A 13,817-nucleotide genomic window follows, 5' to 3' on the forward strand; every position below is an offset into this window, starting at 1 on the left:
TGGGGTACACGTTTGGGGTACACAAATTATTAATCAAAGAGCATATGATTTCATGGCATATCTTAAAAAAAGAAGAAATACATGGTACGTGCGATATCATATAGTTGAGTACGGAAAAGAGTTAACTATTACCCGTACACTAAAAACTAAGCGAAAGGATGTTGCTGAAAAACGTCTTGAGAAACTTGAAAAGCTGGAAAAGAATGGCCGGATACATCCGCTTAGTGATAATTTCAATCCTATTGAAATATTGAATCGCCTTGAAGAAGAGGAACAAAATACGAAATGCAATACAGTCCAGGAATCGCTTGAAGCCTTCCTGAAATCGAAGAAGCATTTATCAAGTAAAACGGTTGAAGCGTATGAATGGGCTATACAACACTTTATCGATCACAATGGAATTGCTTTTCACCATCCCATTGAAATGCGAATAGATCATTTTGAGAATATCATTTTTAAAGATGATATATCGATTCAGACAAGGCATTATTACTTCCGTCATTTTCGTGCTTGGTGGAACTGGATGCTGGACAATAACATTGTTGATTTTGACTTCTTTGATGCGATTAAAAAGAAGATGCCTAAAAAGAAAGAATCTACCAGGCCTAAGATGATTACGCTCGAAGAACTCTACCAGGTGTTTAAAGCATACGGTGAAGAACTGGTACGAAAATCGAAACGGCCAGATTTTGACGCTAAGAAGGTTCAATATTGGTTCCGGCCTATTATGTGCCTTTACACCTTTGCTGGATTGCGGAAGCATGAGGCAGGGTATAGTTCGGATCTGCCTTACTCCGGACTGAAAGGAGAGAACTTGATCTTTAAGAACAAAGAACTGGAGTATATATACATACCGCCAGGGAAGGGACGCAAAGAGAAAGAGATACCAATCCATCCAATCCTGAAAAAAGAACTGGATCGATATTTGAAAGTGCGCGGTGAAGTAGACCAGGATGAATATGTCTTCATCTATTTCGGTGGCCGATTTAAAGGAAGGCCGGTAAGCGGTCAAGTAGTGTACAAAGAGTTTAAGCGTTATGCAGAACTTGCCGATGTGCCATCTTCGCGTACACTGCATGGAATGAGACACCGTGCGGTTACGTCCTGGATTGAACTCGGGCTTTCAACTGCCGATGCTGCATTCTTAGCTGGACACTCCAACCAACGTGTTACTGAAAAATACACTCACCTAACCGCGAAACACCTGAAAGACAAAATGAACCGGCTTACAAATAAAAAAGATAGCGATTAAAATACAGTGCCTTGAGTTTTTCAACTATTTTCTCATTATCACTATAGCCGTTCATTTTCTCATAGTTCCTTGATGAAGCTAAAGTATAGCAGGTTAATCCACATCTTTATGTATGAATTCCAATTCTTGGATAAATTTCTTGGAGATAAATCCAAATATGCTCCACTATTTACTGAGTTACGCAAGTATCAATCAGAAGAGAATTCACCACCTCTACAGAAGGATTTATTGAAAGCTCTGGGTATGAATAGAATCAGTCTGATGGAATTGATGAACGAACTTTTTGAAGAATTTCAACGACAGCTTTGGTCTCCAAAAGCATACAACATTAAAGAAACCGAGATCTGGCTACTTGCTGTTTCTAATAACGAGATGGAAATAGTGGGTATTGAATCCTTAGAATGGATACCACGGATTGGAGAAACTGTCTTTCTGCATTCACTTATCCCAGTAAAATTTGGAAGCTCATATTTCACTGTTAATGAAATCATTCATGAAATTGGAGGGGGAGTTCATAAAATCGAGATTCATATGCATGATTAATAAAAATTGCTGAATTGTTAGTGATAAACTATACTATCTTAGTTTTTGATGCCTAAATAAATATCCATTAATGTAATACATTGTTTTACAATTGAATTTTATAAAGATTGTCTTTGCAATTTATTTTTCATTACAAATGGCTTTATTAAGCTATTCCCAATCAAAGGAAATTGATGATGCAACTCAATTCATTGAATTGTATGAACAAGAATATGATGAGCTTATCTATACACTTCCCGAATTTGAAAGAACTGACTGGATAATCAAGAAAGACAGTTTATCTAATGAGTATCTTAAATTTTATTCTGAAGAATTAGATCCAAGGAAGAAGTATTACGAGAATCCCGAAAGTAAAGGCATTTATGCAAAGCTATTCATTAACTCCACAAATGACTTTAAGCTCAATGGGTGGTCCACTATTTATTATAGACTGGGCAATTATGTTATAAATAAATCCCTCGATGATGATATTGAACCACTAATTCAAAAACTGAAATCTAAATTCAATCTTTACTCACCAAATAACTCAAGAAGTGAATTGAGTAATTTATATAGCAGATACAAAGATATTGAAATCAAAATTCAGAGAGTTGCTGAAGAACCAGAGGTGAAATATTATCATTGGTTTGAGCCAGGTAATTTTCTCATACAAACAAAGTCTATTAGTAAAGAAAAATTTGAGATTCGTAATTATTATAAAGCGTATAATAATTTAGCTTCACTACAAGACTCATTAAAAACTATTAACAAAGATTTGAATATTTACGATTATACATTTGTAAAGGATCGGAATTGGTTGATTAACTTATTCACACAGATTGCAATTTTATTAATTTTAATTCCATCATTGATGCATAACTACAGTTTGTCTATTCGAGGACCTGTAATTAAATCAATGATCCTATTATCTCTTATTATATCAGTATTACTCATATTAATTAGTCCTTTTACATTTCTAAATATTGCTGTACAGAGTCTTATTCCAGGTGGTTTTGCAGCTTGGTATTTTATTTTAAATCAAGGACAAGAATCTATAGAAGAGTAAAATCAAAAAATTCCCTAAATTAATTTCCTCCCATCATTAAAACCCATAATTATTATCTAAAAATCACAATAACTTTAACCCTCTGCTAATTAATTACATTGACAGTCTTACCCGAAGCACTTTTCACCTCACAAAGAAAAACTCCTCATCCACTTCCTGCATAAACCGCCAGTCCATCTCATCCAGGATGTACACCAGGTGAAAAAACCGGTGCTGATCGGTTTCCACGACGTAGTTTAGCTCTTTGGTAATCATGGTGTTTTCCATATGGATGGTTGGAATCCCAAATACCTGTGTAGAGGGGATTTTTCCGGATCGAAATCGGTAGGGCTGCATTCGGTGGATTAACGGCTTTTCAGTACCGTCATAGGTTTTTTTGGCCAGTTCTTCCGGCAGCAATTCAAACCGGTACGGAATGACTCGATGTGCCCGTGATGGTTTATGCTTATGCCGGTCCACCAGTGCCAGTACCCGGTCAATTGCTTTGTCTTCATAGCCGGTGGATTTGTCCAGCGACCAAAGCAATTCCTGTTCATTGAAGACCAGATCAAACCTCTCTCCTTGTTTGGTATCAATGGTATAATAAGATTTACGAACTCCACCTTTCTCTTTGCAGTGACAGGAACGCACGCGTTGCAGATCCCGTCGATAGGGTAACCGCCAGTCGGCATCCGGTTTCGTCTCAAACCGGGTAAAAAAAGCCAGCATTTCTACAAGAGGAAAATCATTCATGACCGTCATTACATTTGGTCAAAGCAACCTACACACATATATTACACATATCAATAGGTTTCGAGAATATTTATGAGAAAGAACAAAGAACATTCCTACCAACCCGAACACGATGTCCACCGGATTACACTCTACAATACCATCTATCCGGAGCATCAGCACAAGTCCCGGAAAGAGAGGCTGTACCTTCACTTTGATTTTGCTTGTTTCTACGCTCAGGTCGAGCAACTTCGAAAGAGTTTATATGGACTCCCATTGATTATTGGAGGGTGGCGGAAGGAGAACGGGCAGGTCAAGGGGATCGTAGCCACGGCCAGCTACGAGGCTCGAAGCTTCGGTATCATGACCGGCATGAGTGCTTACGAAGCCTGGAAGATTTGTCCTCACGTCTGTATGCTCCAGGTGGATTATGATGCTTATACGGCCATCTCCAAGCAGGTACATTTTATTTTTAAGGAGTTTGCTCCGGTTGTAGAACGCTACAGTATGGATGAATACTTTATGGAGGTGGATTTCCTGAAGGACAAATCCCGAAAAGAGATTGACGAGTTTGCCCGACGGCTACAGGAACGCATTTACGAGGTTACAAAACTGGTGGGAGCTGTAGGAATTGCCCGTTCCAAAACATACGCTAAACTTTCAAGCAGCTTAGATAAACCCAAAGGACGAACCTTGCTCCTATCTGACGAGGATGAACGAACCCAAATCTGGCCGCTGGACCTGGATGAAGTTTGGGGCGTAGGCCGAAGACGGCACGAACATATCCTGGCCGAAGGGTATAAAACCATCGGAGACGTGGCCGAACGCGGCAACATTCACACCTTCGCGCGCCTGTTCGGTGCCAACTTTGGAAAGATGCTCTACCAGACCATTACCGGAAAAGACCAGGGTCGGGTGTTGGAAGAGATCTCAGAGGATTACAAACCTAAACAGGGGGTGAGCTACGGCCACACCTTTTCAGAAGGCTCTACGGACGTGGAAAGGATTAAAGGAGAGTATGCCATTGCAGTCCAGCAGATCTGCTACCGCATGAGAGCCTACGGCATTCGTGCCAACTCCTATTCAGGTATGTTTGGATTCAATGAACAGGATAAACCGGGAGTTGGATTTCGATTCGTAACCGAAGCCCATACGAGTATTGATGATTACGTGTACATCGCGTTGACGGACAAGGTAGAACCGGCCATTCAAAAAGCGTGTGAACATGGGCTGGAGATCCGAAATATTGGCCTGGGTACGCATAAGATCGACAAGACGAATCAACTAAATGTCTTCTTCCAGGATGATGAGGATAAAGTGGCCAGGACAAAAGCTGTGGATAAGATCAAAAACCGGTTTGGGCCGAAGGTAATTACGAAGGCAAATACGCTACATCGGGTGGAAGGAAATACGCATTTTTTGGAGAGGAATGTATGAGTTGTAGATACAAACAAGAATTGAGATTATATTTTGTTTGATGATTACAATCTTTAATTCTTGTTCGTAGCCTTGGGTAAGGAACTTTTTGACTCTGCATTTGCGACTCCAAAAGGAAGATGTACAAGAGTAATATTTTCTAAAGTATCATCTAAGTGGGACAATTGATCATCAATAAATAAATGAGGTTTAAGGGTTTCTAAAACTCTTTTTTTCTCAATACCCCCAAGAAAAAACATCTTGTCTACCGAAACACCCCAATGCTCAAGTGTATTAATTGCACGCCCATGGGAAGGTGCATTTCGAGCTGTAACAATCGCAGTTTTTAAAATCTTTTTATAAGATGAATTTTCTTCCTGTTTTTTTGATTCCAGTTTCTGGAAAAATGACAATTTCTTAAAAAAATCTGCCATTAAACCCGGATTATGTGGTGTTTCAAGTTTTTTTGTCTCATACTGATGAAACATTGATAACTGTTCAGTTTCTTTATAGACCTTTTCAGCTTCATCGTCAATTAATACACCATCAAAATCAAAGGCAACTCTTAACTCTAAGTCTTTTTCTTCCTCAACATCCAATACATTTGATTTGATAATTCTACCTGCAGGATAACCCGCATTGATGGCATTCAGAACATCATTCTCACTTGTGGACAAAAATAAAGAAATATTGTAAGGTGGGATATATTCGTAAGGAGATTCTCCTGAAGTAAAGGCAGCTCTGCTTATATCCAATCCATACTCTTTTATCGAGTTGAATATTCTAACTCCTGTCTCAGGACTATTTTTTGAAATTAATACTACTTCTACTGGTTCTTCTTCCTTATAGACCTTGTTAATATTTAAGTATCTCTTGATAAATGGAAATGCCAGCCCTTTATCAAGAATTGAATCTCGCTTTTCAATTTGATGCTCTTTGTAGGCAGTCAATCCTTTATTCTTGAATATTCTATCTTCATCCTCCAAATCAAAAAGAGCATTAGAAGAAATCCCAACAACTAATTTTCTATCTATCGGATATGGCATGTTTTAATAATTTGTAGATCATTATAGCTCTTAATGGATTCTTACAGATAGAAGGGCTAACGTCATTAATATTTAACCCTCCCTCAAATACGTAATCTCACACCCCTTGCACTTCCTCACTTCCTGGTAGTGATCGGCAATATCGAACCATCCGTTTGTTTTTTGAAAGATATCTAAGCCTCTGCCCAAAACTATTTTCCATCCATTATCCAATGTGATGGATCTGTCATGCAGGTCTTCGTCAAATTCATAGGTAAACTTCACTCCGATGGGCTCCAGGGAGTCGCTCATATCCGAGAATGCTTCCCTCGCATTTTCAAGATACTCTTCGTTGTTATTTGTTTTCAGATGGATAGACACTTCTTCATCCGGCTCTTTTAATTCCGCGATCAACCGGGCCAGCTCCATGAAGTTCTTCAGTTGATAGGGGAGCCGGATGTACGGATCAATAACTTCAATCTCTGTTGCGTCCTCTAAATAATCACCGAATAGCTTCTGGTAGCTAACTCCGGTCTGATTTTCTCGAATGATCTTCTGACCCTCTTTTAATTCTTTCTTGGACTTCTCTTTCTTCTCTTCTGCCAGGTCTTCATTTGGTATGTTTTCCCCTTCGCCATCCGTTTCACCTCCCGCGGGAATATTTAACTTGTGATCGCCATACTCTATGACCTCCAACGTCTCGATCTTTTGAACACTTCCGTCATCAGTTTTATACTGAAAGCGAACCACTTCATCATTAAAGGTTTCGTCCATCTTCCGGAGCTGATCCTTCACACGCTTTCTGCCCTCAATGGCAAAATCAAGCAGCTCTTTGGCATCAGAGGCGCTAAACTCTCCATGTGGATAGATCACCTTGATTAAACCAGAGAACGTCTTTTCAATGGCCGTTTTGTCACGTGTGGTGATGCTGTCTGAAAGTTCGAAGTACTGCTGATAGGATTTCATGTAATCCTCTTTACGAAGGTCTTTCATGATCTCCGCGAGATAGTCCACAATGAAACCGTAATCACTTGTAAACATTTCGTTGCGAAGCTTTTGTACTTCCCAACCGGGCAGATAGCAGTGAATACGATCCAGGAAGGCTGAATCATAATAGTCTTTCGGAAGGGCATCGAATAGATCACTGTGCTTGAGCATGTAGGGGACGGAGTGATCGGTATTACCAACATATACCATCGACGCTTCAGCCTGATATACTTGTGTACCACGGGAAAAGTTTTTGTTGGCCATATAGTTTTTCAGAATATCTACCAGGCCGCGGTCTGCTTTCTTCGTTTTACCGGCAAATTCATCATAGGCAACCACATCCCAATAACCGACCAGTCCGATCTCCCCGGTGCTGTTGTTTACAAACAGCTTTGCTTTGGATACTTCACCACCGGAGATCAAAATACCATGAGGGGAAAGTTCTGAATAGAGGTGAGACTTACCGGTTCCTTTTGGGCCGAGTTCAATCAAGTTGTAATTCTTCTCCGCAAAAGGAATCAGCCTGGCCAACTGTAGAAGTTTGGATCGGTCAGAAAATTCTTCGGGGTTTAAACCAATGGATTGCATCAGTAAATTGATCCACTCTTCCGTTGTGAACTTCTGTCGAAGCTCTTTATACTCATCAAGATCAACACCTGAAATCTGAATGGGTTTCAGCTTTTCAATGGTCCAGGGAATGGCATCGCGTTCTTCAGAGGGTTGATATCCCAACGTGACAATGCACCAAACGCCGCCCGATAAAAGCTTCGGATGCTTCTTCACAAACGAATCCTGGATCGGCACTTTGTTCAGGCCAAGATTTCCAAAGTAGGCTTCATAGATGTCTTTCTTGTCGTTAAGCTTTACAGCTACTTTATCAATAATCCGATGTGAACCCCGTTCCCGAACCGTCGATTTAATGACCTGTGCTTCATCGCGATGAACAAAGTGCTTGGTAATAATACTTTTAACCGTTTCAACCCCTTCACGAATAGTTTCCTCATCATCAGTAGCTGCATACTGTCCCAACAGGTACTCCAACACATAGGTCGGAATACTTGCATTGCCTTTGATCAGGTTTGTCAGATCTTTACGGACAACCTTCCCGGCAAAGAGTTCGTTAATTTTTTGATCGAGTTCTTTCATAGTTTAAAAGTCGTCAAAGTCATTGGTGAATGTAATTCGTATCTCATAGGGGTACTTGTTGTATTCACGCCATTTGTTGCTCCCTTCAACCTGTTCTTCAAGCACAAGATAGACTTCCTGGTTTTTGTACTTATCACTTGCCTTGCTTGATAGCTGAAATTGATGCATCACCTCCCTCTCTTTTGAATTCTCGGCATCGGAATCAAACGTATAAGTAAACAGATCGCTCAAAGATTCTCCATCTTCTGATTTGAATTGAATTTTGAGGGTTCTGCTCAATGTTTGCTCTTCCACAGGTTGTAACTGATAAAAACTGACCCGCTGAATATTGGTAGAAATCTTGTTATTCCGCTTATTTAAAACATCAACATCTACCTGCTTAATCGTGTCTTCGCGCTTCTTCTTGACCTTGATGACAGGTGTAATGAGTTCCTGCAACGTGGCTCCTCCATGGACAAAACGCGAGCCTGCCCCGTGAACACGTAGACGATTAATACTCTTCGGAATCAGCACCTGTAAGTCGCCTTCAATTCCAAGCTCATTGCAATCAAAAGCCATCACATTGTCTTTGTAAGACAGATTGCGGCCCAGCACAAACCGTCGGTTAGCTTTCACTACATCACCCTCAACGTCAGCATCTGCAAAATCACTTTCCTCAATCGGATCATTTTGGTATATGAACCCGTGATCCGCAGTCACGATCATATTATATCCACCCATGTTTGTGACTTTTTTGATGAGATCAATCAGGAACTCAATTTCATCCCGTGCCCCATCAATCACTTTCTCTTCAGAGCTTTTATCGTCGCCGAGCTTATCAATACGATTGTGATAAACATAGATTAAATCATGTTTCTTCACCAGATCCCTGGCTTCATCACTTTTTGAAGCCATCTTCATCAGATCTTCGGCCAACACTGCGGTCGCATCGACGTCTGTATTCGCCTGCAAGATTTTACTGCGTGCAGATAGCCCCATCGTGCTTTTACCATCCACAAGAATAGAATCACCGTTACCAAAAGAGAGTGTTTTATGAGGAAGGAGCGATGCCATTCCTAACTGAGTGTAGGACGGTACAGGAGCTATTTGATATTCAATATCACTTTCAAATCGATTCTCCTTTTGCATCAATTGTTGAAATGAAACACCACACTCATACCGGAGTGCGTCAGAGATAATGACAAATAACCGGGTCTTCTTCTGAAGAAATGGTTTTACGTTGTGTCTGAAAAATTTCGATTGTGATCGCTGGTGATTAACCCATCCATCTTGCTCATCCAGAACGTTTTGCCAGGAATCGCTGAGTTTCAATAACCAATTGTTACTGTACGCTTTGTTAACTTCGCTGTAAAGCGGATTCAGTACACTGTTTTGATTAGTCTCCCTGTAGTGCTCAATAAAGACTCTGTAGTCCTGATCTATCTGATACCATGTGGATGCATATGCCTCTATACCCTCTTCAAACGAAGGAATGTTAATATCTCCTGCCTCACGTATCGTTTCCAGGAGGTTGAAACCAATGCGAAGTGCTCTGTAGAAATGCACGTACCGGTCATACCAGTATTTGGATTCCCGCTTCTTGATAACAGTTTCCAATCGCTGCTGATCTACGCTTTCATCCAGAATGCCTCGGATCAATTCTGAAATAATTCGCTGATCGATCAGTTCAAAAAGATCATCATCAACGATCTCTTCAATGGATGTATGATTCAGTGTTTCTTCAATTTTTAAATCGTTCTGTATCTGCCTGGAAATCGTCTTAAAGTCTTCCTGGAATGAGAGAGTGTCTTTCCAGGTAGAAAGCATCACACCCGTTTCCCGATTCACAACGGAGTGACTGCTAAGCGGTGAAAAGTTTTTCTGAAAGGCTTCCAACAGAAAGTCATAGATCGTCGGTTGATCGTGGGCGTAACCGTATTTCTTGGAGACTTCCTGCCAAAAAAGATCGGAAAGATTGAACCTCTCCAGCTCCCTTTTGACCGATTCCTCCTGGCCTTGAATAAAAGCCGATGCAAAGTTTCTCAGAAAGAGGTCAAAAGAAAGAATGTCTGCACCAAAAACAACCTGGATAAGTTTTAGGGAGAGCTGATGATCTCCATCTTCTTCCTGCGCGATCTCTTTAAAAGCGGCCACACGCTCTTTGTTCTTAAAAAAATCGATGTGTTCGCTGATCCACTTTTTGTAGTGATATCCCAGACCCACTTCTTGAAGATACAGCGCCTCCTGGTCTGTGTGATATACATGGTGAGCCAATTCAATATCTAACAGCCAGTTTTCTTCGTTCTTAGGCTTCTCTTTTGGTAGATAGAGAAGAAACTTTTGCTTGGGTTCCTGGTGAAGTACACGAACCTTGGTTTCAAACTCATTCCCGTTTACTGTGAGTTTTTTTGTATCTGAGAGTTCTAACGCTTCATACTCTTCTGTGAACGCCTTCTCGGCATCGTACCACAAAAGGATGCGGTGTTTTTGTAGAAGGCTTTCTATGGATTGTTTGATTTTGCTCATTAAATCTGTCTGTACTGCACAATTATTGAAAATTCAATCATTCTAAACATAGTTATTTACTATCAAAAGTGAGACTAATAGAATAATAAGATTTACTGATCGGACACATCTCTAAATAATTGACTAACACAAACAGATTCAACCAATTCTACATTAATCTCAAAAAGGTAAGCACAGGCTCTAATTCAATTAAATTTAAATCCTTTAATCCTATATTGTACAGAAATAGATTTAACTACAGGCAAAATAGCTGTGTCCTGATAACTAACCTGCACTGAAACTAACAAATAGTGGGACTTGCAAAATCTTTATTGGTTAAAGGTATTAAGAAAGTTAGACGTCTATTTTCGAATAAGCCCGAAGATTCAATCAGTTACCAGGAACCTGTAATAAGCTATAAATCTAATGGTGAGCCTGGTACTAAAAATATCAAGGAGCTTAAGCATGTCGATTTCAATCAAAGTTTTCTTGGATTATTTGGCACCAGTTTAAATCTAATCTTTCAGAATGATGATAATGTAACAGTAAAAGGCTTAGACCACTCAACTGCTGTAAGGTTAAAAGACGAATTCGATAATAAAATACTTGAACTCTTAGTACAAAGTGCCAAAACAAAACTAATAAGCTCAACAGAGTTAATTAAGCAAGCTTTTACTGAGTTATATAAAGACCAATATTTGTCGTATTGGCAGATGAACCAATGGCTGATAAAATATTCAGAGTTGAAGTTTCTGAGTGTTTTAGAGGTCGACATATTAAATAAAGCAGGAGCTGGTAAAGAATCATTACACTGTAGAAATGCAATTACAGATCCCATTGAGTGGAGACAAAAAAGAAATGATAAGTGGGTTGAGAAAGAACTACAGTTAAAACAGGATCTGTTAGACACTTTACTGCCAACCAAACTTTCGAGAAAGCAGAGAGAAGCCATTGTAAGACACGATAACCGGGTTCTTGCCGTAGCAGGTGCAGGAACCGGTAAAACAACAACTGTTGTGGGTAAAGTAGCTTATCTGTTATCACAAAAAATTTGTAAGCCTGAAGAAATTCTATTGCTTTCATTTGCAAAAGGTGCAGTCGATGAATTGCAAGAAAGAATTGAAGCCACCTGTGGTAATGGTGTACAGGTTCAAACATTTCACAAATTAGGCCTGGACGTAATTATTGATGTGACAGGCAAAAAGCCTGCTATTTACGAGCAAGATGACTTAATTAACTTTATTCAGAATCATCTTTCACAAATGCTTATGGGTGCCTCAGATAATGAAAAAATCTTAGAGTTTTTAGCTTATTACTTTTACCCAACAAAACTGCCCAATGAGTTTAACACTCAAAAAGAATATTTAAAACATGTTTCGAGTCATGATATAAGAACATTAAAGGGCGAAAAGGTTAAAAGTTATCAGGAAGCTCAGGTTGCTAACTTTCTGTTCTTGCACGGAATTGAGTACATCTATGAAGCAAAGTACCGAGGGGCCGATACAGGTAACACTCAAAAAAGAGTTTACAAACCAGATTTCTATCTCCCTAAAAATGGCATCTATATTGAACATTTTGGAGTGGATCGAAATAATAATACTGCCCCTTGGGTTGATAGATATGAGTACTTAGAATCCATGCAGTGGAAGAGGGAGCTTCACTCAAGGAACGGAACTACCCTGGTTCAAACGTATTCTTATCAAGCCTCGGAAGGAAATCTCGCAAATGCATTGCATTCCCAATTAAAAAAGCACAATGTTCAATTTATGCCAATAAACCAGGCATATCTATTCAGATTGAAAGAGATAAAGTCCAGATTAAAAAGTGTTGCAAAGTTGTTGGGTACTACCTTAACACTATTCAAAAGTGATAAAATGACGCTTAAAGATTTAAGCGAGGAAATCTATAACACAAATAAAGAGAATAATCAGAGAGAGAAGAGGTTTCTAAGGCTATTTAAACACGTGTTATCAGCTTATGAAAACCACTTGGATATTAAAGGAGAGATTGATTTTGGTGACATGATAACAAAGGCAGCAGCATATGTAGAGGATGGAAAATTTGAAAGTCCGTACAAAGTGATTGTAGTTGACGAATTCCAAGACATATCACGTGGTCGTGCATGGTTTTTGAATTCACTTTTGGAACAAGTAAAAGATGCTCGTTTACTTTGTGTGGGTGATGACTGGCAATCCATTTACAGATTTACTGGCAGCGATATTAGCTTGATGACCAATTATAAAGAGCAATGGTCACAGGCCGTACGCATTGACCTGGACAAAACGTACCGGTTTAACGACAAGATCAAAGAGGTGTCGACTAAATTTATCACCAAAAATCCTTCACAACTTTCCAAAAACATAATTTGTGATAAGAAAAGAGAACATCCTGCCGTATATGTAACTCAAAAGCAGGTTTCGGATATTTACAATGAGATTCGAGATAAAGATTCTGAAACCTCCGTTTTGGTTCTTAACAGATATAATTTTGGAGCTGATAATGTTGAGATAGATAAGGTAGGAGACGTTGACCTGAGAAATCTGACTGTTCACAGTGCAAAAGGAAAAGAAGCAGATTATGTGATTGTAGATAATTTAGAATCCGGCAAGTATGGCTTCCCATCTGAAATACTTGATGATCCGATTATTAACCTTTTCTTGATTGAAAAAGAAAGTTATCCAAATAGTGAAGAAAGACGGCTCTTTTATGTTGCCCTTACAAGAGCACGCAAGGAAGTTTGGCTGAAGGTTAACGCATCTTTTCCGTCTCAGTTTGTTGAAGAGCTTAGAAAAGACGATGCATATACAGGCCTGGTTATCGATGAAGAAAACTCGATATTGACTGACTATTCCTGCCCAATTTGTGACTCCACAGTGATTGAAAGAAGAAATTCAAAAGACAACTCTTTGTTCTTTGGTTGTATTCACTACCCGAGATGTACGGGAACTATTGCCGGGTGCCCCAAATGTAAAAGTGCCGTTCCAATACGTAGCGGAAATAAATTTATCTGCCCTTCTGAAACTTGTGACTGGCAGGCACCTAAATGCCCTGTATGTGATAATGGATATAGAGAAACAAAGACCGGACCTTATGGCAAATTTAAAGTCTGCTCTATGTACAGCGTAACTGGATGTAAGGGAAAATGATCGTAGTAATAGTTTTTGCATCATACCAAAGCAGTATTCGATGTTTCTGAAGAAGGCTTGCA

At 39.5% G+C, this 13,817-nt stretch carries 9 protein-coding genes; 5 read left to right on the forward strand and 4 right to left on the reverse strand.

All coding sequences use genetic code 11. From position 1 onward, the window contains the following. Positions 1–52 precede the first annotated feature (52 nt). From L6773_RS04210 to L6773_RS04220, 3 genes are all read left to right on the forward strand, one after another. Positions 53–1,252, forward strand: coding sequence for a tyrosine-type recombinase/integrase (locus L6773_RS04210; protein ID WP_237852602.1), 1,200 nt, complete (start codon positions 53–55; stop codon positions 1,250–1,252). A 108-nt stretch (positions 1,253–1,360) separates the two neighbouring features. Further along, positions 1,361–1,795, forward strand: a complete 435-nt coding sequence (locus L6773_RS04215) for a hypothetical protein (protein WP_237852603.1) — start codon at positions 1,361–1,363, stop codon at positions 1,793–1,795. 91 nt (positions 1,796–1,886) lie between these two features. Beyond that, the gene (locus L6773_RS04220; protein WP_237852604.1) at positions 1,887–2,840 is read left to right on the forward strand and encodes a hypothetical protein; all 954 of its coding nucleotides are present in this window, start codon (positions 1,887–1,889) and stop codon (positions 2,838–2,840) included. A gap of 123 nt (positions 2,841–2,963) precedes the next feature. On the opposite strand, the gene L6773_RS04225 is transcribed toward L6773_RS04220, so the two are convergent. After that, the gene (locus L6773_RS04225) at positions 2,964–3,572 is read right to left on the reverse strand and encodes a hypothetical protein (protein ID WP_237852605.1); all 609 of its coding nucleotides are present in this window, start codon (positions 3,570–3,572) and stop codon (positions 2,964–2,966) included. Between the two features lie 72 nt (positions 3,573–3,644). On the opposite strand from L6773_RS04225, the gene L6773_RS04230 reads away from it, so the two are divergent. Beyond that, the gene (locus L6773_RS04230; protein WP_237852606.1) at positions 3,645–4,988 is read left to right on the forward strand and encodes a Y-family DNA polymerase; all 1,344 of its coding nucleotides are present in this window, start codon (positions 3,645–3,647) and stop codon (positions 4,986–4,988) included. Positions 4,989–5,041: 53 nt separating this feature from the next. Here L6773_RS04230 and L6773_RS04235 read toward each other — a convergent pair whose 3' ends face one another. From L6773_RS04235 to pglZ, 3 genes are all read right to left on the reverse strand, one after another. After that, positions 5,042–6,013 (reverse strand): 5'-nucleotidase, encoded by a 972-nt coding sequence (locus L6773_RS04235; RefSeq protein ID WP_237852607.1) that lies wholly within the window; start codon positions 6,011–6,013, stop codon positions 5,042–5,044. A gap of 72 nt (positions 6,014–6,085) precedes the next feature. After that, the gene (gene brxL, locus L6773_RS04240; protein WP_237852608.1) at positions 6,086–8,125 is read right to left on the reverse strand and encodes a BREX system Lon protease-like protein BrxL; all 2,040 of its coding nucleotides are present in this window, start codon (positions 8,123–8,125) and stop codon (positions 6,086–6,088) included. A 3-nt stretch (positions 8,126–8,128) separates the two neighbouring features. Beyond that, on the reverse strand, positions 8,129–10,630 hold the full coding sequence (gene pglZ, locus L6773_RS04245) for a BREX-1 system phosphatase PglZ type A (RefSeq protein WP_237852609.1): 2,502 nt from the start codon (positions 10,628–10,630) through the stop codon (positions 8,129–8,131). Between the two features lie 290 nt (positions 10,631–10,920). Here pglZ and L6773_RS04250 point away from each other — a divergent pair, with 290 nt between their 5' ends. Continuing rightward, a complete protein-coding gene (locus tag L6773_RS04250; RefSeq protein WP_237852610.1) occupies positions 10,921–13,755 on the forward strand; it encodes a UvrD-helicase domain-containing protein in 2,835 nt (944 codons plus the stop codon). The last annotated feature ends 62 nt before the right edge of the window (positions 13,756–13,817 follow it).

Origin of the sequence: Rhodohalobacter sulfatireducens, from assembly GCF_022012475.1 — a bacterium.
Classification (GTDB): Bacteria; Bacteroidota; Rhodothermia; order Balneolales; family Balneolaceae; genus Rhodohalobacter; species Rhodohalobacter sulfatireducens.